This is a genomic window from Sphingomonas sp. AC435, assembly GCF_979253005.1.
The window spans coordinates 272021-295230 of sequence record NZ_CEEDCJ010000002.1; the positions used below are offsets into that span (position 1 = coordinate 272021).

The 23210-nt window shown below is 67.5% G+C and carries 22 protein-coding genes and 1 tRNA gene; 9 read left to right on the forward strand and 14 right to left on the reverse strand.

All coding sequences use genetic code 11. The features are described from left to right. The first annotated feature begins 194 nt into the window (after positions 1–194). Complete coding sequence (gene cysS / locus AC0CH8_RS04925) at positions 195–1625, forward strand: cysteine--tRNA ligase (protein ID WP_465238940.1); 1431 nt, start codon at positions 195–197, stop codon at positions 1623–1625. Here cysS and AC0CH8_RS04930 read toward each other — a convergent pair. Continuing rightward, on the reverse strand, positions 1617–2543 hold the full coding sequence (locus AC0CH8_RS04930) for a M48 family metallopeptidase (protein ID WP_465238941.1): 927 nt from the start codon (positions 2541–2543) through the stop codon (positions 1617–1619). The two genes, cysS and AC0CH8_RS04930, sit on opposite strands and share 9 nt — an antisense overlap. Positions 2544–2644: 101 nt before the next feature. On the opposite strand from AC0CH8_RS04930, the gene rfbF reads away from it, so the two are divergent. Continuing rightward, the gene (gene rfbF, locus AC0CH8_RS04935; protein WP_465238942.1) at positions 2645–3415 is read left to right on the forward strand and encodes a glucose-1-phosphate cytidylyltransferase; all 771 of its coding nucleotides are present in this window, start codon (positions 2645–2647) and stop codon (positions 3413–3415) included. Further along, complete coding sequence (gene rfbG, locus AC0CH8_RS04940) at positions 3409–4485, forward strand: CDP-glucose 4,6-dehydratase (RefSeq protein WP_465238943.1); 1077 nt, start codon at positions 3409–3411, stop codon at positions 4483–4485. Before rfbF ends, rfbG begins: the two co-directional genes overlap by 7 nt. Here rfbG and AC0CH8_RS04945 read toward each other — a convergent pair. From AC0CH8_RS04945 to AC0CH8_RS04995, 11 genes are read right to left on the reverse strand one after another with little or no spacing between them, the layout of a single operon-like run. After that, positions 4472–5839 carry a glycosyltransferase family 87 protein gene (locus AC0CH8_RS04945; RefSeq protein WP_465238944.1) on the reverse strand — a complete coding sequence of 456 codons (1368 nt, stop codon included), beginning with the start codon at positions 5837–5839 and terminating at the stop codon, positions 4472–4474. The genes rfbG and AC0CH8_RS04945 overlap by 14 nt on opposite strands. Beyond that, positions 5836–6228, reverse strand: a complete 393-nt coding sequence (locus AC0CH8_RS04950; protein ID WP_465238945.1) for a GtrA family protein — start codon at positions 6226–6228, stop codon at positions 5836–5838. Before AC0CH8_RS04950 ends, AC0CH8_RS04945 begins: the two co-directional genes overlap by 4 nt. Continuing rightward, positions 6225–7172: a glycosyltransferase family 2 protein gene (locus tag AC0CH8_RS04955; RefSeq protein ID WP_465238946.1), complete on the reverse strand. Its 948-nt coding sequence runs from the start codon at positions 7170–7172 to the stop codon at positions 6225–6227. The genes AC0CH8_RS04950 and AC0CH8_RS04955 overlap by 4 nt, the downstream gene beginning before the upstream one ends. Next, positions 7169–7738: a hypothetical protein gene (locus AC0CH8_RS04960; protein ID WP_465238947.1), complete on the reverse strand. Its 570-nt coding sequence runs from the start codon at positions 7736–7738 to the stop codon at positions 7169–7171. The genes AC0CH8_RS04955 and AC0CH8_RS04960 overlap by 4 nt, the downstream gene beginning before the upstream one ends. Before the next feature lie 59 nt (positions 7739–7797). Then, entirely contained in the window at positions 7798–8781 is a 984-nt protein-coding gene (locus AC0CH8_RS04965) for an NAD-dependent epimerase/dehydratase family protein (RefSeq protein WP_465238948.1), read from the reverse strand. Beyond that, positions 8778–10613, reverse strand: a complete 1836-nt coding sequence (locus AC0CH8_RS04970; protein ID WP_465238949.1) for a thiamine pyrophosphate-binding protein — start codon at positions 10611–10613, stop codon at positions 8778–8780. The genes AC0CH8_RS04965 and AC0CH8_RS04970 overlap by 4 nt, the downstream gene beginning before the upstream one ends. Then, complete coding sequence (rfbH, locus tag AC0CH8_RS04975) at positions 10610–12004, reverse strand: lipopolysaccharide biosynthesis protein RfbH (protein ID WP_465238950.1); 1395 nt, start codon at positions 12002–12004, stop codon at positions 10610–10612. Before rfbH ends, AC0CH8_RS04970 begins: the two co-directional genes overlap by 4 nt. 60 nt (positions 12005–12064) lie before the next feature. Further along, positions 12065–13102, reverse strand: a complete 1038-nt coding sequence (locus AC0CH8_RS04980) for an oxidoreductase (protein ID WP_465238951.1) — start codon at positions 13100–13102, stop codon at positions 12065–12067. Continuing rightward, positions 13099–14007, reverse strand: a complete 909-nt coding sequence (locus AC0CH8_RS04985; protein WP_465238952.1) for an SDR family oxidoreductase — start codon at positions 14005–14007, stop codon at positions 13099–13101. Before AC0CH8_RS04985 ends, AC0CH8_RS04980 begins: the two co-directional genes overlap by 4 nt. After that, positions 14004–14828 (reverse strand): inositol monophosphatase family protein, encoded by an 825-nt coding sequence (locus tag AC0CH8_RS04990; protein WP_465239154.1) that lies wholly within the window; start codon positions 14826–14828, stop codon positions 14004–14006. The genes AC0CH8_RS04985 and AC0CH8_RS04990 overlap by 4 nt, the downstream gene beginning before the upstream one ends. Before the next feature lie 56 nt (positions 14829–14884). Further along, positions 14885–15697, reverse strand: coding sequence for an aldolase/citrate lyase family protein (locus tag AC0CH8_RS04995; RefSeq protein WP_465238953.1), 813 nt, complete (start codon positions 15695–15697; stop codon positions 14885–14887). 200 nt (positions 15698–15897) lie between these two features. Here AC0CH8_RS04995 and AC0CH8_RS05000 point away from each other — a divergent pair, with 200 nt between their 5' ends. The 4 genes from AC0CH8_RS05000 to AC0CH8_RS05015 all read left to right on the forward strand — a co-directional run bounded on the left by AC0CH8_RS05000 (position 15898) and on the right by AC0CH8_RS05015 (position 18761). Beyond that, on the forward strand, positions 15898–16836 hold the full coding sequence (locus AC0CH8_RS05000; RefSeq protein ID WP_465239155.1) for a D-2-hydroxyacid dehydrogenase: 939 nt from the start codon (positions 15898–15900) through the stop codon (positions 16834–16836). A gap of 52 nt (positions 16837–16888) precedes the next feature. Then, entirely contained in the window at positions 16889–17074 is a 186-nt protein-coding gene (locus AC0CH8_RS05005) for a hypothetical protein (protein ID WP_204194316.1), read from the forward strand. 126 nt (positions 17075–17200) lie between these two features. Continuing rightward, positions 17201–18574, forward strand: a complete 1374-nt coding sequence (locus AC0CH8_RS05010; protein WP_465238954.1) for a class II 3-deoxy-7-phosphoheptulonate synthase — start codon at positions 17201–17203, stop codon at positions 18572–18574. Positions 18575–18686: 112 nt separating this feature from the next. After that, positions 18687–18761: transfer RNA gene (locus AC0CH8_RS05015), tRNA-Glu, on the forward strand. Positions 18762–18824: 63 nt separating this feature from the next. Here the strand turns inward: AC0CH8_RS05015 and AC0CH8_RS05020 are convergent. Further along, complete coding sequence (locus tag AC0CH8_RS05020) at positions 18825–18950, reverse strand: hypothetical protein (RefSeq protein WP_275431403.1); 126 nt, start codon at positions 18948–18950, stop codon at positions 18825–18827. 168 nt (positions 18951–19118) lie between these two features. Between AC0CH8_RS05020 and kynU the strand changes: the two genes are divergently transcribed. Then, positions 19119–20366 (forward strand): kynureninase, encoded by a 1248-nt coding sequence (gene kynU, locus AC0CH8_RS05025; protein WP_465238955.1) that lies wholly within the window; start codon positions 19119–19121, stop codon positions 20364–20366. Between the two features lie 20 nt (positions 20367–20386). Then, the gene (locus tag AC0CH8_RS05030) at positions 20387–21640 is read left to right on the forward strand and encodes an arsenic transporter (protein ID WP_465239156.1); all 1254 of its coding nucleotides are present in this window, start codon (positions 20387–20389) and stop codon (positions 21638–21640) included. On the opposite strand, the gene AC0CH8_RS05035 is transcribed toward AC0CH8_RS05030, so the two are convergent. Further along, complete coding sequence (locus tag AC0CH8_RS05035) at positions 21637–22938, reverse strand: UDP-glucose dehydrogenase family protein (protein ID WP_465238956.1); 1302 nt, start codon at positions 22936–22938, stop codon at positions 21637–21639. The two genes, AC0CH8_RS05030 and AC0CH8_RS05035, sit on opposite strands and share 4 nt — an antisense overlap. Positions 22939–23210: the final 272 nt, after the last annotated feature.

A 23210-nucleotide genomic window follows, 5' to 3' on the forward strand; every position in this document is an offset into this window, starting at 1 on the left:
CGCGAACCTTGGTTCGCGCCGTGTGACGGCGGCGCTTAGCAGCGCCGTTCCAAAAAAGCAACTCGAACCGCCCCCATGCACGCCGTGCCGCGGCTGTGCCTGCTGCCATGTACGGCGCTTCTCCTATAGCCGCACCGCCCCGGCCGTGGACTCCCCCTTGGCCGGGGCCCCGATCCGCCGCTAAGGACGGCGGCATGAACGGCGTCCCCCTTGTCCTGTACAACAGCCTGTCGCGTGCGATCGAAACGTTCGTGCCGATCGATCCCACTGATGTCCGCGTCTATTCGTGCGGGCCGACCGTCTACAACTACGCGCATATCGGCAATCTGCGCGCCTATGTCTTCACCGACACGCTGGGGCGCGTCTTGCGGTGGAAGGGGTGGCCGCTCACCCACATCATCAACATCACCGATGTCGGGCATCTGACCTCCGACGCCGATGCCGGCGACGACAAGATGGAGGCTGCGGCGAAGGCGGCGGGGCAGGACATCTGGGCGATCGCCGCGCATTACACGGCGACATTCAAGCAGAATTTGCGGGACCTCAATATCGTCGACCCGTCTCGGTTTCCGCTGGCGACGGATCATGTCGCAGGCATGATCGACTGGGGCTCGGCGATCGAGGCGAAGCACTGCTACCGCCTGCCCGACGGCCTGTATTTTGATACCGCGAGCGTGCCGGATTACGGCAGCCTCGCGCGGCAGGTCCATGACGAGGGCGAGAGCCGGATCGATCCGGTCGCCGGCAAGCGCAACGCGGCGGACTTCGCGATCTGGCGCACGTCCACGCCGGGCGAGAACCGGCAGATGGAGTGGGACTCGCCCTGGGGTCGCGGCGCGCCGGGCTGGCACCTCGAATGTTCGGTGATGAGCCGCCAGTATCTCGGACCGAAATTCGACATTCACACCGGCGGCATCGACCACCGCGAGATCCACCACCCCAACGAGATCGCGCAGAACCAGGCGATGAGCGGCACCGCCGACACCGGCGCGAATTTCTGGATGCACAACAACTTCCTGGTCGAGCGGGCGGGCAAGATGTCCAAGTCGGCCGGCGGATTCAAACGGCTGCAATCACTGGTCGATCGCGGCTTCCACCCGCTGTCGTACCGGCTGATGTGCCTCCAGGCGCATTACCGGTCGGAGATGGAGTTCTCGTGGGAGGGGCTGGCCGCGGCGCAGACCCGGCTGAAGCGGCTCGTCCAGAGCGTCGAGGCTTTGCGGGCGCGACCGGCGGCACCCTCCGCCGGATCGGCAGCGGTCTATGTCGAGCGGCTCGATGTGGCGGTGTCGGACGACCTGTCGACGCCGCGCGCGCTGATCGCGCTGGACGAGTTGCTGGCCGACAAGAAGGTTTCGGCAGGCGATCGGCTGGCGGCGCTGGCCGAGTTCGACGCCGTGCTGGGCCTCGGGCTGGCGACCCTGACGCGCGCCGATCTGCGCACGCGGCCGGCGGACGCGACGATCGATGCGGACGGGATCGAGGCGAAGCTGGTGGAGCGGCGCGAAGCGCGCGCGGCGAAGGACTTCGCCCGGTCCGACGCGATCCGGGACGAACTGGCGGCGGTGGGTGTCGAGGTGATGGACGGCGACCCGATCGGCTGGGACTGGCGGCCCCTAGTTTAGGGGCTGGTCGCGCGTCGCCAGCAGGGGCGGCGTCCAGTTGCGTCCGGCATCCTTCGGGATGCGTGCAGCCTCGGCGTCGATCGCGGCGGCCCGATCCTTGCTCGACGCGTGCGTGCGGCTGCGGAAAAGGCCGCCATCGACATCGCCGCCATGCTCTCGCCAGAAGCGCGCGGCGTTGCGCGGATCGTACCCGGCATTGTGGAGGAGCGCGACGGACAGCTGGTCCGCTTCGTCCTCGGTCCGCCGGAACAGCCGGCCATTGCGCCCGAACTCCGACAGCGCACCCCATTTGACGCCGGCCGCTTCCAGCCGGTCGCGGTGGTGGAGGACGTTGTGCGACAGTTCGTGAGCGACGACGGCGGCGACCTCCGCATCGGTGTAGCGTTCAAGGAAGCGGACGCCGATCCGCACCGTCGTCCCGTCTGCCTCGGCCGTCATCTTCGGCCCAAGTATCAGCTCGAAATCGGTGCGGCAGCCCGGGCTGGCGGGAATGGTGACGCTGCGATCCGCGAGTGTCAGCGCCAGCGGCCGGTCGGCGGGGCGCGCGGCCAGCACCTTCAGCGTCGCCTCCCGCGTGGCGGAGGTGGGTGGTGTCGCGGACTTCGGCACGGGCGCACCGTCGATCGCGACGAGGCCGTCGTTGGCGCGCACGCCGGCGGTGGCGGCGGCGCTGCCGGGTACGACCGCCTCCACCGATACGGGGGCAGCGAAGCGGAAGGTGGCACGCGCGGCGGGCTGCTCCTCGGCGGGATACTGGTCCAGTGTGTGGATCACCAGCCCCGGCGCGGGCGCTCGCCGGTCGCACAAGCCGACGTTGGCGACCGAGAGCCGGTGGCCGATCGTGGCGAGGCGCAGGTCGGCGGCACGCAACGTCTCCAGGTCGGGAGCCTGAAGGGCAAGCAGGAGGAGCGCGATCATCGCCGCCGCGATAGCCGTCCCCTGACGTAACGGGAAGCGTCGGCGCGATTGACACACCCTCCCCCGCGCCTACACCCGGCCGCGTCAACGAGGGAGGCACTGTGAGGGCGGTAATCCTGGCCGGCGGGCTCGGCAGCAGGATCGGCGAAGAAACGTCGGTCCGCCCCAAGCCGATGGTCGAGATCGGCGGGATGCCGATCCTGTGGCACATCATGAAGATCTACGCGGCGGGCGGGATCAACGACTTCGTGATCTGCCTCGGCTACAAGGGATATGTCATCAAGGAGTTCTTCGCGAACTACTTCCTGCATACCGCCGACGTGACGATCGACCTCGAAACGAACGCGATCGACGTGCATCACGCGCGCAGCGAGCCGTGGCGGATCACGCTGGTCGAAACCGGCGCGACGACGATGACCGGCGGGCGGCTGGCGGCGATCCGGTCGTACCTGACCGAGGGCGAGCCGTTCTGCTTCACCTATGGCGACGGCGTGGCCGACATCGACGTCGCGGAACTGGTGGCGTTCCACCGCAGCCATGGCCGACGGGCGACGATCACCGCCGTCGCGCCGCCGGGCCGGTTCGGCGCGCTGGAGTTCGACGGCGATATCGTCACCAGCTTTCGCGAGAAGCCGGCTGGCGACGGCGGTCTCATCAACGGCGGGTTCTTCGTCGCCGATCCGTCCGTGCTGGATCTGGTCGCGGGGCCGGACACCTTGTGGGAGCAGGAACCGCTCAACGCGCTGGCGGCGGGCGGTGAACTGGTCGCGTTCCGGCATGACGGGTTTTGGCAGCCGATGGATACGCTGCGCGACAAGCAGCATCTGGAAGAGTTGTGGAGCAGCGGCCGGCCACCGTGGAAACGATGGTGATGCACTGGACGGGTCGTCGCGTCTTCGTGACGGGGCACACCGGCTTCAAGGGCAGCTGGCTGGCGCTATGGTTGCACCGATTGGGGGCGGAGGTCACCGGCTTCGCGCTGCCGCCGCCCACCACCCCAAGCCTGTTCGACGCCGCCCAGATCGGGGAAGTCGTGCGCCATGTCGAGGGCGACATCCGCGACCTGCCGGCGCTGGAAGCGGCAATGGCGGACGCGCGGCCGGAGGTCGTCTTCCACCTCGCCGCGCAACCGCTGGTGCGGCTGTCCTACGACGAGCCTGTCGAAACCTATGCCACGAACGTGATGGGCACCGTCCACACGCTGGAGGCGGCGCGACGTGCCGGCAGCGTCGCGGCGTTCGTCTGCATCACGACCGACAAATGCTACGAGAACCGCGAGTGGGTGTGGCCGTACCGCGAGAGCGATCCGATGGGCGGCCACGACCCGTACAGCAGCAGCAAGGGTGCGGCGGAACTGGTCGTCGCCGCCTATCGCCGGTCGTTCTTCGAGCGGGACGGGATCGGTCTGGCATCGGTGCGCGCGGGCAACGTCATCGGCGGTGGCGACTGGGCGGCGGACCGGCTGGTACCCGATCTGGTCCGCGCGTTCGAGATGGGGGTCGCGCCGGCGATACGTGCGCCCGACGCGGTGCGGCCGTGGCAGCACGTGCTGGAGGCGCTCGGCGGCTATCTGATGATTGCGGAGCGGCTGCTGGCGAAGGAGCCGGGCTTCGCGGACGCGTGGAACTTCGGGCCGGCGGACGACGATACCCGGCCGGTGTCGTGGATCGTGGATCGGATGCGCGCCGCCTGGGGCGGAGACGCCGCCGCGCCGGTCGCATTTGGCGGCGCCGTCCCGCATGAAGCCGGACTGCTGCGGCTCGACTGTTCGAAGGCGCGGGCGATGCTCGGCTGGCGGCCGGCGCTGCCGTTGGGCGAGTCGCTCGAATGGATCGTCGACTGGCACCGGCGCACCGCCGCCGGCGAGGACGCGCGTGCAGTGACGCTGGAGCAACTGGCGGACTATTCGGCGCGGTCGGGAATCGGCGTCACGCCGGCCTGACCGGCTGCCCCTCCCCCGTCAGGATGTGCAGGTCGTGCCGAAATCGCCGGCGCGACCGCCAGCGTTGTCCGCGGATATCGTCCCACACCTCTCGCAGCGTCAGGCAGGCGAGCGCGACGGGAATAGACAAGTTCAGCATCGGCCGAACGAAGGGTCCGAGCATGATGGCGTAATCGACCGGTTGCACCCGGCCGCCGAAGAAGGTCTCGCGGACAAGCGGCGGCATGGAATAAAGCGGCCAGTCGAGCGGGATGCAGATCAGGTAGCAGGCGACGATCGCGCATTTGCGTGCCGGTCCACGCCACGGCTCCATGAACACGAACAGGATCGGCAGCATCGCGGCGTAGCCACCGGCCTCGCTCGTCACCAAGGCGAAACACAGGCCGAGCGCCGTCAGCCGGAACATTGGCACCGCTTCGGGCCGCAGCCATGCCGCCGCGGCGGCGGCGACGATGAGGCCTTGAATGACCAGGGTCAGCGCCGGCAGCACCACGAGCAACGCATCGACGTTCGCCGCCCCGATCAGCGACGCGACGGGCAGGTCGCCGGCCTGCAACAGCGTCATCGTCGATGCGTAGGTGTAGGCGTACCAGAGGTTCGGCAGCGCATCCGCCTGCCCCTCCGCGAAGCCGGTGATGTTCGTCACGATCTCCCACGGCGTCCCCCGGCCGAGCATCGCGAAGCTCACGAGGTACACGATCACCACGGTGAACACCGCGCCCTCGAACCAGCGCCAGCGGCGGCGCAGCAATTGCGGGAAAAGCGTCGCGATCAAATACGGCTTGAGGTTGATCGCGCACGCGACTGCCACCCACCGCCAGCGCGCTGACCTCAGCAACGGTCCATAGGCGAGGATCAGCCCGGTGAACGCCAGCAGGATGAGGTTGCCGCGTTCGAGCGCCGCCGTCATCGGCAGCCCGGCGGACAAGGCGACGGCGCGCGGCCACGCCGTCCTGCGATCGATCCGGACGAAGGTCCGGGCGATCAGCACGACGTTCAGCACGAAGATCGCGTGGATCGCGACCGCGCCGAGCCAGTCGCAGCCCCGCGCCGCATAGCCGCCCTCACCGCCCCCGCCCTGCATGTAGCAAAAGGGCAGCCCCATCAGCTTCAACAGGACGAAGGTCAGCGGCGGGTAGACCGAGCCCCAGCTGTCATAGGTGCCCGGATCGCGCGCCCAGCCGGCGGTGCTGAACCAGTCCATCCACACCTCGCCCGCTTCGTGGAAGTAGGGCTGCGGCAGATAGCCGTGCGTCCACACGTGGATCATCGCTCGCGCCAGACCCGCGAGGATGACGATCGCCAGCAACGGCTCCAGCCAGTGACCGATCGGCCTGACCCGCGCCCGCTTCATCCGGCGGCGGCGTCCCGGAACACCCAGTGTTTCAGGACGAAGTAGTTGATGAACGAGGTCAGGACGAGCGCAAGGAACCCCGCCAGATAGTCGGACTGCACCAGCCGGTCCGCCCCCGCGAGCGTGACGAGGCTGATCAGGTAATTGACCATGTAGGAGGTCGCGAATCGCAGTTTGGCCGGCCCGGCGGCTCGAAAGACGTGGCGCGAATAGGTGACGTAATTGAACGCCACGCCGATCGCGTGCGCCACGATTTGCGCTATGTACAGGTTCAGGCCGAGCCACACGAACAGCGCGAACAGCCCGAAACCGAACGCCGCATTCAGGGTGCCCGCCTGATAATAGCGCCAGATCTGCGCCAGCCGCGCCCATCCCATGCGGTCGATCACAGCCGCGGCTCCGCCGGGAAGTTGACCCGCTCCCGCTCGACCACCAGCGGCGTGCCGCGCGTGCGCTCGGACACCAGTCGCGCCTGATCGCCGATCAACCCGAGGAATCCGAACAACAGCGCGAATTGAAACTGGACGACCGCTGCGACCAGCCACCAACCACCCGCGCCGCCCACCAGCCACGCGATCGGCGCGGCGACCAGCGACATGGCCGCCAGCATCCCGCACAGCGCCGCAACCGGAAAGGTCAGGCGGATCAGGTTCTTGGACGAACTCGCCAGCCCCGACAGCGCGAAGTCGAGCAACGTCAGGAAGTTGTTCTTCGACACGCCCCGCAGCCGGCCCGGCCTCGGATATCGGACGATGTCGACCGGATAGCCGGTCTCTACCAGCATCCCGCGGAAAAACGGCTCCGGCTCGCGCAACGATGCGATCGCGTCCACCACCTTGCGGTCGTAAAGGCCGAAGCCGGTCGCGTCGGAGATAATCCGGTACTCGCCGACCTTGCCCGCGAACCAGTAGAAGACACGGCGGAGCGAGCCGAACACGAAGGTCGATTGCCCCTGCTCGCGCACGCCCAGCACGATATCGAACCCGGCGCGCCACCGCTCCACGAAGCGGCCGAGCAACTCCGGTGGGTCCTGAAAATCGGCGCACATGCCGACGACGGCCCGGCCGCGCGCCTGGAAGATGCCGTGCGTCGGGGAGCGCATCTGCCCGAAATTGCGCGTGTTGACGATCAGGCGGACGCGCGGATCGGCCGCGCACAGGCCGCGAACGATCTCGACCGTGCGATCGGTCGAGGCGTTGTCGATGAAGATGATTTCGAAACTGGCCTGCGCCCGTTGCAGCTCCGCGACGACCGCCGCGGCGATTTGCGCGGCGTTGTCTTCCTCGTTGTAGCACGGGATGACGACGGAAATATCCGGTCTATCGGTCGTCACGGTCGCTCCCTCCCAACCGGCGGTCGCCAGCCATAGAATTCGATGCCCAGCCCCACGAGCAGGATCAGCACGCCGATCGCCGCCGGGCCGGTGTTGTACTGCCGTGCGGGGTCGACGAACGCCGGTTCGAGCACGCGCACGGTCGCGAAGGGCAATTGGCCGTCTGCGATCTCGCCAAGCCGCTGCTGCGTCGCCGCGATATAGGCCGCGACGATCTGCCGGGCGAAGGCGGCGTCGCCCAGCGCCGCTTCGATCTGGACGATGCCGCCACGCATCGTGCGAGTGACGACATGGTCGTCCAGCCAGCGCTGCGCAGTCAGTTCGTCCGCGAGGTCCAGTCGTGTGATCAGCCTAAGACGTCTCAGAACGCGTTGGCGGACCTCGATGCTGCGGGCGATCCGCAGCACCGCCTGCACGGCGGGACGATCGCGCGTATCGGGGAAGGAGTGCGCAGGCTGATCGGCGGGATCGGCGACCAGCAACGTGACCGCTGCGCGGTGCCGCTCTGGATAGAACGCCAGCATCGCACAGATTGCCAGCGCCACGCCGAACAGGGTCCGCCGCAAGATCGTGGATCGCAGCGCGCGTGTTCGGCGAAGCGAACCGATCAGGGTCGGGGGCGGCGTCACCGGACATGCTCCCACTCGCGCACCATCGCCTCCGCGGTATCGGCGATCTGGTCGCCGAGCGGCACTGCCGGAACGCCGTGGCGGGTCAACAGCGCCTCGTACGCGCGGCGGTCACCGCTATAGTGGTCGACCCGGTCCGACACGATCGGTGCGCGCTTGATTTCACCGCCAAGCACCTCCGCGACAGCCGCGCCGACCTCCGCCAGTTCGAGCGGCTCGCCGCCGGTGTCGAAGGCGTGAACGCCCGGCTCCGCGAGCAGCAGCAGGACGACGAGCGACATCAGTTCTCGGATGGCGACATAGCCGCGGACGACGCGGTGCAGCGCGCGGACGGTGATCGGGCGACCGGCGAGCGCATCGAGGATGAACGCGGCCATAGCATAGGCCTGATGCTTGTTAATGTACGGGCCCGTGACGTTGAAGATGCGGGCAATTACGGCCGTGCCGCCAGTCGCGCGCGCCCAGGCAGCGAAATCGCGTTCTTCGCGGCACTTGAGCCGACCGTAGAGGCGCATGTCCGCCGCCGCTTCCGGATCGTGTGCGAAACGCGCGGCGCCGGACGACGCGACGAACACTCCCGTCGCGCCGATCGGTCCGAGCGCCTCGAGCACCAAGCGGCTAAGCGCCTCGTTCGCCGCTTTATAGTGGTCGGCGGCCATGTCGGCGACCCGATCCTTGGTCAGGAACGCGAGGTGCAGAACCAGCGTGGGGGCGGGCAGCAAATCGGTGATCTCGGCGAGCGGACGTTGATCGATCGTCGTGCCGTCGCGGAGCGTCAGCGTGCGCGCCGACGCACCGAACGCGTGGACGTGGTCGACAAAGGCGCCTTCTAGCGCAAACCGAAGCAATTCCAGCGTCGCCAGCCCCAGCCAGCCGCCCGCCCCCGTCACGATGATGCGGCGACCGCTGGCGGCGAGCGCATCGGCGGCGGCGGGCGTCAGCCGCTGGCGGGCGCGCACCCCCGCCCGCCAGTCGCTCATACCGCCATCATCTCCGCCAGTTCCTCGCGCGGCAGGAATGGGGCCATGTCCTCCAGCGGCGACGTGACCATCGTGCCGTCGTCCAGACGGCGGGAGGACAGGCGCGGCGCGAAGCCCTGACGCTTGTCGATCATGACTTCGCACAGATGCGGCCCCTCGCCGGCCAGCGCTGCGCGTATCGCGGAGGGCAGGTCGGTGTGGTTGTCGACGCCGGATGCCGGAATGCCGAAACCGCCCGACAGCCGCTGGAAGTTGGGGAAGGTCACGCCGCTGTCGGGGCCGCAGCCGACGATGTTGGTCGGGAAGTAGTTCTGCTGCGCCTGACGGATAGAATGATAGCCGTCGTTGTTCAGGAGGAAAATCTTGATCGGCATCTGCGCGCCGACGATCGTCTGCAATTCCTGAAGGTTCATCATGATGCTGCCGTCGCCGGCCAGACAGACGATCCGCTTCGCACCCGACGCGTAGAACGCGCCGATCGCAGCGGGCAGGTCATACCCCATCGAGGCGCAGCCGGAATTGGTGTAGAGGCGCTGCCCCTTCTTCAGCACTGCCGCCTGGAAGATCGTGACGCACGCCGTGCCGTCCCCGGTGACGACGATGTCGCCCTCCTCCAGTTCGGCGAACAATGCTTCGCCGAAGACGTACGGGTTGATCGGCGATTCCTGCGTGCGGTACTCGTCGAGCACGACGGGATAGCGCTCGGTTCGCGCCCGGCTGCGCGCGAGGAAGGCGGCGCGGGCGGCATGATTGTCGGTGGCCGGCGTCGTCGCGGTTGCGGCCGCGGCGAAGAAGTCCCGCAGATCGGCGTGGATCGGGCGATCGATCGACAGCGTCGGCTTGGCCAGCTCCGCCGCATCGACCTCGACCATCGCCACCTTCGCATCGCGGGCGAAGCTCTGCCAGTTGAAGCTGATCTGGCGGATGTTGAGGCGCGATCCGAGGATCAGGACGTAATCCGCCGTCTGAACCGCGAAATTGCCACCGCGATTGCCCAGCGATCCGGGCCGCCCGACATAGAGCGGGTGATCGTCCGGCACGGTGTCGTGCGCGTTCCAGCCGGTGACGACGGGCACACCGATCCGCTCCACGAACTCAAGGAATGGCGCGTGTTGCCCCGACAGCCGCACGCCCGCACCGGCGAGCACCACCGGCCGCTCGGCGGCGTACAGCTCGTCCAGCATCGCCGACACTTCGGCGTCAAGCGCGTGTCCGGTCAGCAGCCCCTGCTCGGCGGCGGTATTCGTCGCCTCGCCGTGGTGATCGTCGGCGGCGGGGTCGTAGCCCCTTAGCGTGTCGGGATCGACCAGCGCGCCCTGCACGTCGCCGGGAATGTCGATCCACACCGGGCCGGGCCGGCCGCGCACGGCGAGGTGCAGCGCCTTCTCCACCACCTTGCGGACGTCGGTCGGCTGATCCAGCACCACGGCGTATTTGGTGATGCCGGCCGCCATGCGGACGATGTCAACCTCCTGATCGCCCAACTGACGCAGGCGCGGGTCGATGAACGGTGCGTAGGTCTCGCGCTTCACCTGCCCGGACACGACCACCATCGGGATCGAATCGACATAGGCGCCGTAGACGCCGTTCAGCGCGTTGACGCCGCCGGGACCGGTCGTGACATTGACCAGCGCCGGCCGCCCCAGCAACCGGCCATAGCTTTCCGCCGCGATCGCGGAGGCCTGCTCGTGATGCAGGAACAGGCAGCGCAGCCCCGGATGCAGGCCGAACGCGTCGTTCAGGTGCATCGAGCCGCCGCCGGTCAGGACGAAGGCATCGGTGATGCCGAAATCGGCCAGCGCGTTGGCGATATAGTCGGCGACGCGGATCATGCCGCGCTCGCGACCCGCGCACCCGCGACGAATCGGCGGATCATGTCGACCTGGAACGCGATGTGATCCTCGGTCAGGCCGGGATAGAGGCCGATCCAGAAGGTGTGGTGAGTGACGAGGTCGGCGTTGGTCAGCTCCCCGACGACGCGGTACTCACGGTGGCGCATATAAGGCTGGCGCAACAGATTGCCGCCGAACAGCAGGCGCGTGCCGATGCGATTGGCGTCCAGCCACTGGGTCAGCTCATCGCGCAGCAGACCCGATTCCGGCCTTATCGTAATTGGATAGCCGAACCAGGACGGATCGCTGTTCGGCGTCGCCTCCGGCAGGATCAGCACGTCCTCCAGCGGCTTCAGAGCCTCCGTCAGCAAGGCGAAGTTGCGACGGCGCGCGGCGACGAACTCGTCCACGCGATCGAGCTGCGCGACCCCGACCGCCGCCTGCATGTCGGTGATCTTCAGATTATAGCCGGCGTGGCTGTACGTGTATTTGTGGTCGTAGCCGGTTGGCAGGCTGCCCAGCTTGCGCGCGAACCGCTTGCCGCAGGTATTGTCCATGCCCGGCGCGCACCAGCAGTCGCGTCCCCAATCGCGCATCGATTCGATGACGCGCTTCAGCCGCGGCTTGTTGGTGAACACCGCCCCGCCCTCACCCATCGTGATGTGGTGGGCGGGATAGAAGCTCAGCGTGCCGATGTCGCCGAACGTGCCGACATGCTGGCCGTTATACGTCGCGCCCAGCGCGTCGCAGGTGTCCTCGATCACGAACAGCCCGTATTTTTCCGCCACGCGCATCACCTCGGCGATGTCGAACGGATTGCCGAGCGTGTGCGCGATCATGATCGCGCGCGTCCTGTCGGACACCGCCGCCTCGATCATCTCCGGCTTCACATTGTAGGTCGGGATGTCGACATCGACGAACACCGGCACCAGTCCATATTGCAGCGACGGATTGACCGTCGTCGGGAAACCGGTGGCGACGGTGATGACCTCGTCGCCCGGCTTCAGTGCTTCGCCGCGCAAATAATGCGAAGTCAGCGTCGACAGCGCCAGCAGGTTCGCGGACGAGCCGGAATTGGTCGTCAGCGCATGCTTCACGCCGAGCCGAGCGGCCAGCTTGCGCTCGAACTCGTCGTTGAAGCGACCGGTAGTCAGCCAAAAATCGAGCGAGCTGTCGACCAGCGACCGCATATCCGCCTCGCCGTAGACCTTACCCGACACCGGCACCGGGCTCTGGCCTGCGACGAACGGCTTCGGCGCGTGGAAGGACCGTGCATATTGCCCGACCAGATCGAGGATCAGCTCGCGGAGCTGCGGCTCGTCGCAATCCTGCGCCATCTTCATCAAGGTATCGGGATCGGTGGCGAGATCGCTGGCGGCGGGCAGGGTCATGACGGCTCCGGTATGCGGATGATGCCGTCTCCTATGCGAAATAGATGGTTAACGCGACGTTCACGCCAAGGTGTCTCGCATCGCATTGTCGAACGGTACGAACGCCTCGCGCGCCGCGATCTTCCTCGCGAGGTCGGGATTGGCGATGAACGCCCGGCCCCAGGTGACGGCGTCGAGCAGTCCGGACTCCACCTCCGCCTCCGCCTCTTCGATCGACAGCGACGCACCGCCGATCAGCACGCCTTTCCATAGCGGCCTGATCTTGCGCACCGCGGGGCCGGACGTATCGGCATAGACCGACCCCGCGCCGCTCACGTCCAGCGCGACGAGGCCCAGCCTGCGCAGTTCCGGCAGCAAATAGGCGAGCATGGCGTCGATGTCGGGCCACTCGTAGAGCCCGCCCATCGTCCGCGACGGGCTGATCCGCGCGATCACCTTGTCCGCAGGTACATCGGCGAGCACCGCCTCCACCAGTTCCAGCATGAAGCGGCAGCGGTTCTCGACCGAGCCGCCATAGCGGTCGGTGCGATCGTTGACGCGCGCATCGAGGAACTGGTCGGCGAGATAGCCGTGCCCAGTATGCAGTTCGACCGCATCGAACCCGACATCGATCGCGCGACGCGCGGCATCGGCGAAATAGCCGTAGACCGTCGGCATCTCGTCTGCCTCGAGCGCGCGGGGCACGCCATAAGGCTTGTCGTTCTGCCGGTTGACGCCCTCCGCGGCGCGATCGGTGCTGCTGACCGGCGCGTCGCCGGTGAAGTCCGCGTGGCTGATCCTGCCCATATGCCAGAGCTGACAGGCGATCTTCGCCCCGCCCTCATGCACGCCATCGACGACCTTGCGCCAGCTTTCGGCATGCGCGTCGGTGGCGATATAGGGCGCGTCCTTCCAGCCGTCGCCGCTCCGGTGGATGATCGTCCCCTCGGTCAGGATCAGGCCGACGCCGCCATCCGCGCGGCGCTTGTAGTAGTCGCGCATGGCTTCGGTGGCGTGACGGCCCTCGCCCGCAAAGCTGCGGCTCATCGCCGACATGACCGTGCGATTGCGCAAGGTGATGAAGCCGGGTCGCTCCAGCGGGTCGAGAAGACGGGTCATCGGGCAGGCTCCAGCCGGTAACGATCGAAGAACGGATGCGACAGATAGGCGTGCAGCGTCGCGCGCCAGTCGCGTTGCAGATTGCGCCCCTCCGCCTCCAGCCGCGTGCAGCTTAGCACGGCGCGATCGGGGCGCCGGCCGAGCTCGTTGCCCGATACGGCCGTGGCGGCGACGGTGACGACCTCCAGCCGGTCCGACCAGCCGAGCGCGCGGACGATCTCCGCCGCGATCTGCGCGAACGTCGCCTCGCCGCGGCACGCCATCTGGTAGCTGCCCGATGCGCCCGCCGCGACCAGCGCCAGCGTGTTGAAGGCGAGATCGTTGGTCCAGGTCGGCTGCCAGACACGGTCCCCCACCTCGAACCGCGTCTCGCCCCTGTCGATCGCCGCACGCATGACGGGGATGATGCGGCCGACGAAGTTCTTGTCCGCCTCCTCGCCCCCGAAAAAGCCGGCCATGCGCAGGATCGTCGCGTCGGGGATAGCGGCCGTGACCTCCCGCTCCGCTTCCAGCTTCAGGTCGCCGTAGAAGGACAGCGGACGCGGCGGCTCGTCCTCCGGGATGGGATTGGCCGCGCCGTCGTACGTCAGGAAGGATTGCGGATACACGAACCGCGCGCCCACTCGCTTCGCCAGCGCGACGGCGTTGCGAGTGCCGGTCACGATTGTCTCCCGCGCCGCCTCCGGATCGCGGGCGCAGCCCTCGACATCGACGCGCGCGGCGCAGTGGATGATCCAGCCGCTCGCGATCCGGTCGGCCCAGCGATCGAGCGCGGCGGGATCGCGGACATCGAGCTCGTCCCGGCCCGGCGCATGTACCGTCAGTGCTGGGAAGCGTCCCGCCTCGAGCGCCAACGCACGGCCGAGCATCCCCCGGCCGCCGGTTACCAGTACAGCGATCGTCATGCGGTCTCCGCGAAGCCGGTTTCGTAGGGGCGCAGCACGTCCATCGCCTGCTGCCACGCAAACTCGGACGATGCGGCCACCAGCCCGATATTGCCGTCGTCGATCCGGTAGGGCGTTCCGTCCCAGCGGGTCACGAGTCCGCCCGCCTCCGTCAGGAACAGCGCGCCGGCGGCGTGGTCCCAAGGCAGCGTGCGCTGGAACAACGCGATGTCGTAAGTCCCGTCGACGAGCCTCGGATAATGTTCGGCGGCGCAGAACGGGATCGGCTGGACATCGTACACCGGCCCGGCGCGGGCGATCACCTTGTTGCTCGCGGCATCGGTCATGAAGCGCGTCGCCAACGTCGCCACCCGGCGTTCGCGCGTGTCGCTGGACGCGCGGATCGGTGTGCCGTCCACGAACGCGCCGCCACCCGCGATCGCGTGGCAGACCCGGCCCGAGACGGGATCGTACAGCCAGCCGGCAACGGTCGATCCATCCTCGACCAGCGCGACGATGATGCCGAACGGCTCGCGACCGGCGGCGAAGTTGGCAGTGCCGTCGATTGGATCGATGATCCAGATGCGGCCGCGGCCGAGATCGTTCATCAGCGAAGGATCGGCGGCGCAGGCCTCCTCGCCGACGATGCGCACGCCGGGATCGATCGTCGCCAATCCCTCGAACAGCCGGACTTCGGCTTCGCGGTCGGCGACGGTGACGAGCTCGCCGCGTGACTTCTCGACGATCTCATCGGCGGCGAGGTTGCGGAATCGCGGCATGACGACGGTTTCGCCGACGCGCGCCAGCAACGCCGCCACCGGCTGATGAAGGTCATGCATCAGGACTGATCCCCTTCGGCTGTGCCGATGCGGGCACGCTGCGTCGGTGTCCGGTCGCCTCAGGCGGCCCGGACGAACGGCATAACCGCGGGGGCATCGGCACGCACGCGCTTTTCCATCATCGCGATGCGCGCCTGATCCTCGGACGCGATCCGCTGATAATGGTCGCGCTTGTTTCGGAGCCATTCCAGCTCGAACTCGACGGCATTGGCAATGCCGGCCTCGATCGACGCCAGCGCCGCGGCTTCGCCCTCGAAGATGACCTTCCGCGTTTCGAACCGGTCGAGGCGGATCGCCTGGATCTCGCGCAGCGCCGGCACTGCGTCGGCGGACACCGATCCGCCGACCACCAGCTCCAGATCATGCTCGCGACAGGCATGCGCGACGATCAGGACGGCATCGGTGATCGAGCGATCGTTGATCGCGGTCCGGGCCATACCGCGGGACAGCGTGAAGTCGACGCGGCCGAACACGACGCCGGTGCCGCTCGCCTTGGCGATAGGCAGCATCGCATCGAGGTTTTGCAGCGTCGTTTCGGTTTCGAGATTGAACAGGAAGCGCGTGTCGTCGCCGTCGCCATAGACCTTCGTGCGCGCCTCGACGAACTTGCTCAACGCATAGGGCGTCTCGACCATCGGTGCGATGATGTAGTCGATGCCGTACAGCCGCGACGCGAGCAGGTCGGAGACAGCCTCGCACCCGCCGATCTTCAGCGCGACGTCGACATCGGCGCGGCGGGCCAGTTCCAGCAGGCGCAGCAGTTCGTCGGGGCGCGTCCCCTCCGCCTCGAACTCCGCCTTGACGGCGACGACGCCGTACTGGTCGCGACCGCGCTTCAGGCAATCGAGCATCTTGCGTTCAGACTGGTTCATCGTCGTTCCCCGTTCCCGGCTGCGATCCATCGCCGAACCCCCGCTCTGGCGAACGCGACCGGCCAATCATGAAGGAAGTCGTAAGCCCCGAGTCGCTACCGAATGGTTAATGCGCGTTTGCATTTGGCAGCACGGCCGAAACCGGCGAATGATCTGCCGGATAATCATGGTTCGGGGAGGTGAAGATCACGCGCATGTCGATGAAACTGGTCCTGCCCGCCCCTGCCCGCCCCCTGCTGGAGCCGCATCTGCCGGCCGGCGCGACGACCTCGTGGTTCGCCACCGTTGAAGAGGCGAAGGCCGGCATCGCGGACGCCGAAATCGCCTGGGTCGACCTCCAACCCAGCCACCTCGTCGCCGAAGTGCTCGCGGCAGCCGGTCCATCGCTGCGCTGGGTGTCGACGATCTATGCCGGGCTCGACGCATTTCCGCTGCCGATGCTGCGCGAGCGCGGCGTGACGGTGACGAACGGCAGCGGCATCAACGCGGTCACCGTAGCGGAATATGCCGTGATGATGGTGCTGGCCGCGGCGAAACGCTTCGATACGGTCGTCCGGCTGTACGACGCGCGCGAATGGCCCTGGGATGCGCCGGGCAAGCTGGAACTGGACGGCAGCCGGGCGCTGGTCGTCGGCTACGGCACGATCGGGCGGCTGATCGGCACGCGGCTGGCGGCGTTCGGGGTGGAGGTGACGGGGGTCACCCGCTCGGGTCGCGACGGCACGCTGGCCGCCGACGCGTGGAAGCCGCGGGTCGGCGACTACGACTGGATCGTCCTCGCCGCGCCGTCCACCGGATCGACGCGCGCCCTGATCGGCGAGGCGGAGCTGGCGGCGATGAAGCCGGGTGCGTGGATCGTGAATATCGCGCGCGGCGACATGATCGATCAGGATGCACTGATCGCGGCCTTGACCGAGGGATCGATCGCCGGCGCGATGCTCGACCCGACCGACCCGGAACCGCTGCCCAAGGATCATCCGCTCTGGTCCACGCCCAATACGCTGGTGACGATGCACCTGTCCGGGCGCAGCCAGACGACGATGTTCCAGCGCGGCGCGGCGCTGTTCTGCGACAATCTGCGCGCCTATCTGGCCGGCGGGCCGATGCGCAACGTCGTCGATCTCGACGCAGGCTATTGAGGAAACGGAAGCTATTTCCGGGCGTTTGGCGATCATGGACAGGATATCGGGGATGATCGCGCAACCGCTCGTCGTGGAGCACGACACGGATATGGCCGGCATGGTCGCCGGCGACATCACGGTGCGGTCGGGCAGATTGTTACGGCTCGGCGGCATGGTTCGCGGCGATATCATCCTGGAGCCAGGCGCGCGGCTGGAGATGTCGGGCATCGTGTCGGGCCGCGTCATCCGCCGCTGAGCTTCGGTTAACTATCGCGCGGCCAAGCCACGCTTTCGGGCGGCTGCGGAAAGGGTCCAAACGATTTGCGCAGGCGGCACCGATGGCGCATGGGCGAGTGACATCGTCATCGTGCAAGGACTCGTTATGGCCGCCAACTGGGCCCCCGAAAGCTGGACCGCCGCCGACGCGCGCCAGATGCCCGACTATCCGGATGCCGCCGCGCTGAAGTCCGCCACCGACACGCTCGCCACCTATCCACCACTCGTCTTCGCCGGCGAGGCACGCAGCCTGACCGCGGAGCTGGCGGAGGTTTCGGCCGGGCGCGGCTTCCTGCTTCAGGGCGGCGATTGTGCGGAGAGCTTCGCCGAGCATAGCGCGAACAACATCCGCGACACATTCCGCGTCATCCTGCAAATGGCGGTCGTGCTGACCTGGGCCTCGAAGCTGCCGGTGGTGAAGGTCGGCCGGATGGCGGGCCAGTTCGCCAAGCCCCGCTCGACCGCGACCGAGACGATCGACGGTGTCGAGCTGCCCAGTTACCGCGGCGACAACATCAACGACATCGCCTTCACGCCCGAAGCGCGCATTCCCGATCCGCAGCGCCTGATCCGCGCCTATGCTCAGGGCGCGGCGACGCTCAACCTGCTCCGCGCCTTTGCGCAGGGCGGATATGCGAATCTGCATCAGGTGCATCGCTGGACGCACGACTTCATGGGCCGCAGCCCGTGGGCCAAGAAGTACACCGAAACCGCCGACCGCATCGGTGAGGCGCTGGAGTTCATGGCCGCCTGCGGAATAGATCCGGAGACGGTGCCGCAACTGGCGCAGACGCATTTCTACACCAGCCACGAGGCGCTGCTGCTACCGTTCGAGCAAGCGATGACGCGGCAGGATTCGCTGACCGGCGACTGGTATGACACTTCCGCCCACTTCCTGTGGATCGGCGACCGCACCCGGTTCGAGGGGTCGGCGCATGTCGAGTTCCTGCGCGGCATCGGCAACCCGATCGGCATCAAGTGCGGCCCCTCACTGGAACCGGACGATCTGTTGCGGATGCTGGACACGCTCAACCCCGGCCGCGTGCCCGGCCGCATGACGCTCATCACCCGATACGGGTACGACAAGATCGAGGCCGGACTGCCGCGCCTCGTCCGTGCCGTCACTCGCGAAGGGCATCCGGTGGTCTGGAGCTGCGACCCCATGCACGGCAACACCGTGAAGGCGGTGACCGGCTACAAGACCCGCCCTTTCGACCGTATTCTTGCCGAAGTGCGCGGATTCTTCGCCGTCCACCGCGCCGAAGGCACGCACGCCGGCGGCATCCATGCCGAGATGACGGGCCAGAACGTCACCGAATGCACCGGCGGCGCCGTCGACGTGACCGAGCAATCGCTGGCCGACCGCTACCACACTCACTGCGACCCGCGCCTGAATGCAGGCCAGAGCCTGGAGCTGGCGTTCCTGCTGGCGGAAATGCTCAACGCGGAAATGGCGGAGCGCCGGAAGGTAGCTGCCTGAGCCGAACAGGAGTGGCGTCGGCGACCAGCGTCACGGGAGAAAAGCGGCGGACGCGAAGCGATCGCGCTTGACGTCCGCCGCCCCCTTCCATAAATGCGCCGCTCCACCGGACGGCCCCTTCGTCTAGCGGTTAGGACGTCGCCCTCTCACGGCGAAAACACGAGTTCGATTCTCGTAGGGGTCACCAGCGGCGGCTTTCCGCGCTCTCCGGCCTGTTTAAATCACACAGCAATGCGTTGGCTTGCCGATCCTATTTTGACAGGAACAGGATCAAGCCGATTATCGCCACCCAGAAGCCGGCCCCGAGCAGCAATGCGCCGCCCAGCCCGAAATATAACGGATAGCCGCGCTCCTTCGGCGGCGGATCGGTGTTCACTGCCCTCTCCTCCCCCGGCGCGGCGCTTGGGCGATCCTAGTCTCGCCGCGCAACATGTGTAAACAATCCGTTACTAACCAGATTGTCCCATAGCGGGCTGCCGGAAAGAGCGTATCGGACGCTTCGGTTGCGTCGCCTACCTTGGCCGCCGCGATAGGATCATGCAGAATGTCGCGCTTTTCCAAATGTCCCGATCTCGACGCCGTACGCGCGCTCGATGCCGTCGACCCGCTGGCGCCGATGCGCGCTCGGTTCGCGCTGCCCGAGGGCGTGACCTATCTCGACGGCAATTCGCTCGGTGCCCTGCCGCGAACCACGGCTGCGCGGCTGAAGGAGGTCGTGGAGCGTGAATGGGGCCGCGACCTGATCGGCAGCTGGAACAGCGCCGACTGGATCGGCGCGGCGCGGCGGGTCGCCGGGCGGATCGCACCGCTGATCGGCGCGGAGGCGGACGAAGTTCTGGTGACCGATTCGACCTCGGTCAATCTCTACAAGCTGCTCGTCGCGGCGGTGAAGGCGTCGCCGGAGCGGACCACGATCCTGTCGGAGCCCGGTAATTTTCCGACCGACCTGTATGTCGCCGATGGGGCGGCGTGGAGCACCGGAGCACGGGTGCGGACGCTGCCGGTCGAGGACATCGTCGCGGCAATCGGCGACGAAGTCGCGGTCGTGATGCTGACCCACGTCCACTACAAGACCGGCGCGATGCTCGACATGACCGGGATCACCGCCGCCGCACAGGCGAAGGGCGCGCTGGTGCTGTGGGACCTGAGCCACAGCGTCGGTGCGGTGCCGGTCGACCTGAACGGCTGCAACGCCGATCTCGCAGTGGGGTGCGGATACAAGTATCTGAACGGTGGACCGGGTGCGCCCGCCTTCCTGTACGTGGCCGAACGGCATCAGGCGCGGCTGCGATCGCCCCTATCGGGCTGGATGGGCCACGCCGCGCCGTTCGCCTTTGACGACGGCTATGTGCCGGCCGCCGACATCGCCCGCTTCCTGTGCGGCACGCCGCCGATATTGGGCTTGGCGGCGTTGGAAGAAGGCGTGAAGCTGTTCAAAGAGGTCGCGTTCGACGCTCTGGTTGCAAAGTCGCGGTCGTTGTCCTCGCTGTTCGTGACCCTGATGGACGAATTGTGCGGAGAGCATGGGTTCACGCTGGCGAGCCCGCGCGATCCGGCGGCGCGTGGCAGCCACGTGTCCTACGGACATCCGGAGGCGTATGCGATCTGTCAGGCATTGATCGCGCGCGGCGTGGTCGGCGACTTCCGGGCGCCCGACATACTCCGGCTCGGCTTCACACCGCTGTACACCAGCCACGAGGATGTCTGGCGCGCGGTCGATACGCTGGCGGCAGTGATGCGCGAGCGCGCGTGGGACCGCGCGGAGTACCGCGAGCGGGCGGCGGTGACCTGAGCGTGCTGCCCGACGTGTCGGTGGCGTCTTCAGCACTGGCTGTCTGGGCCATCTGCCTGATCGCGACCATCGGCGTCATCGTGCGCCCGTTCCGACTGCCCGAGGCGGTATGGGCGGTCGCCGGCGCGGTGGTGCTGGTCGGCACGGGGCTGATCGCCTCGACGCTCGCCTTTGGCGCAGTGATGAAGGGCGCCGACGTCTACCTGTTCCTGATCGGCATGATGCTGCTGTCGGAAACCGCTCGGCAGGCGGGGCTGTTCGACTGGGTCGCCGTGCAGGCCGTACGACACGCCAACGGTTCTTCGACGCGGCTGTTCGCTTTGGTGTTCGCGGTCGGCGTACTGGTCACGACCTTTCTGTCCAACGATGCCACTGCGGTGGTGCTGACCCCCGCCGTCTATGCGGCAGCGCGGCGGGCCAAAGCGGACCCGCTGCCGATGCTGTTCGCCTGTGCGCTCGTCGCCAACGCTGCCAGCTTCGTGCTCCCTATCTCCAACCCCGCCAATCTGGTGCTGTACGGAGGGCATATGCCGCCGCTCGAGGCATGGCTGGCATCGTTCGCCCTACCCTCGGCGCTGGCGATCTTGGCAACCTTCGTGGCGCTGCGCTGGGTCGAGCGGGAGCGGCTGGCGATGCCTTGTGAAAGCAACGTCGAGCCGCTTCTCCTGTCGCGCGGCGGTGCGCTCGCGCTGGCTGGCATTGTCGCGACGGCGGCGGTGCTGGTGACGGCGTCGGCGCTGGACCGGGAGTTGGGCCTGCCCACATGCCTCGCCGGGATCGTTACGACCGCGCTGGTGTGCGTCGGCAGTCGGCGGTCGCCGCTTCCGATCGCGCGCGACGTATCGTGGTCGGTGCTGCCGCTCGTCGCAGGGCTGTTCGTGCTGGTCGAGGGGCTGGATCGCACCGGCGTGGTCGCGGCGCTGGCCGGCCATCTCCGCACCTATTCCGCCGCGTCGCCCACCGAAGCGGCCGCGGTATCCGGCGCGGTTCTCGCGTTCGCATCCAACCTGACCAACAACCTGCCCGCCGGCCTGATCGCCGCCAGCACGATCGCGCAGGCGCAGCCGCCGCGGATCGTCGTCGACGCGCTGTTGATCGGCGTCGACCTCGGTCCGAACCTGTCGATCACCGGTTCGCTCGCCACGATCCTGTGGCTCGCGGCGATCCGGCGCGAGGGGGAGGATGTCGGCTTCCTGCGCTTCCTGAAGGTCGGGTTGGTGGCGATGCCACCGGCCCTGTTCCTCGCGATCGGGGCGCGGCTGATGCTCGGTTAGCGTCCGACTGCGTAATAGGTGAAGCCGGCCTCCTCGACCATGTCGCGCGGATAGACGTTGCGCAGGTCGACGATCACCGGCTCGGTCAGCAGCGACTTTACGCGGCGGAGATCGAGCGCGCGGAATGCGTCCCACTCGGTCACGATCGCCAGTGCGTCCGCACCCTCCATCGTCTGGTACGCGCCCTCGCAATAGACGACGGTGTCGAGCACCTTCTTCGCCTGCTCCATGCCCTCGGGGTCGTAGGCGCGCACGGTTGCACCTGCGTCCTGCAGCGTCTGGATCACCGCGATCGCCGGGCTGTCGCGCATGTCGTCGGTATTGGGCTTGAACGTCAGGCCGAGCACCGCGACCGTCTTGCCGCGCACGTCGCCGCCCATCGCCGCGATGACCTTGCGGCCCATCGCGCGCTTGCGGTGATCGTTGACCGCCGCGACCGTCTCGACGATCCGCTGCGGCGCCTCGAAATCGTCGGCGGTTTTCAGTAGCGCCAATGTATCCTTGGGGAAGCATGATCCGCCATAGCCGGGGCCGGCGTGCAGGAACTTGTCGCCGATCCGCTTGTCCAGACCGATGCCGCGCGCCACGTCCTGTACGTCGGCGCCGACCTTCTCGCACAGGTCGGCGATCTCGTTGATGAAGGTGATCTTGGTCGCCAGAAACGCGTTGCCGGCATATTTGGTCAGTTCCGCCGCGCGCCGGCTCATCTCCACGATCGGCGACTTGTTCAGGTACAACGGCCGATAGACCTGCCGCAGCACCGCCAGCGCGCGCGGATCCTCCGAGCCGATGACGATGCGGTCGGGCCGCTTGAAGTCGTCGATCGCCGCGCCCTCGCGCAGGAACTCCGGGTTAGAGGTGACGGCGAAATCCGCCTCCGGGTTCGCTTCGCGAATGATCCGCTCGACCTCGTCGCCGGTACCGACGGGCACGGTCGACTTGTCGACGATGACGGTGAAGCCGGTCAGCGAGCGGCCGATCTCTTCCGCCGCCGCATAGACGTAGGACAGGTCGGCATGGCCGTCGCCGCGGCGCGACGGCGTGCCGACCGCGATGAACACCGCCTCCGCATCGCGCACGCCCTCCGGCAGGTCGGTGGTGAAGCGCAGGCGCCCCGCGGCGACATTGCGCGCGACGAGTTCGTCCAGACCCGGCTCGAAGATCGGCATCACCCCCTGCAACAGCAGGTCGATCTTGCCCTGATCCTTGTCGACGCAGCAAACCTCATGGCCGAAATCGGCGAAACAGGCACCGGAGACGAGGCCGACATAGCCCGAACCGATCATCGTGATGCGCATGAAAATCCCTTGTACATTCGCGCACTGCGCCCCTCGGGATGCTGTGCGCGATGGTCGTTACCGATGCGCTCCTACCCAGCGCCAGTCGCGAACGCCAGCCTGCCGAACCGCCGGCCTTCGTCGAATGACACGATGCCGACACGAATTCGGCTCGCTCCGCCGACAGCTTTGCTTCATCCTCACGGGCTAGAGCCGCCACTCCATTAGGCCAGATCGACATTCAGGATTTCCAAACGACCTGAAGGCTGATTCATGGGCATCCGTGTCGAGAC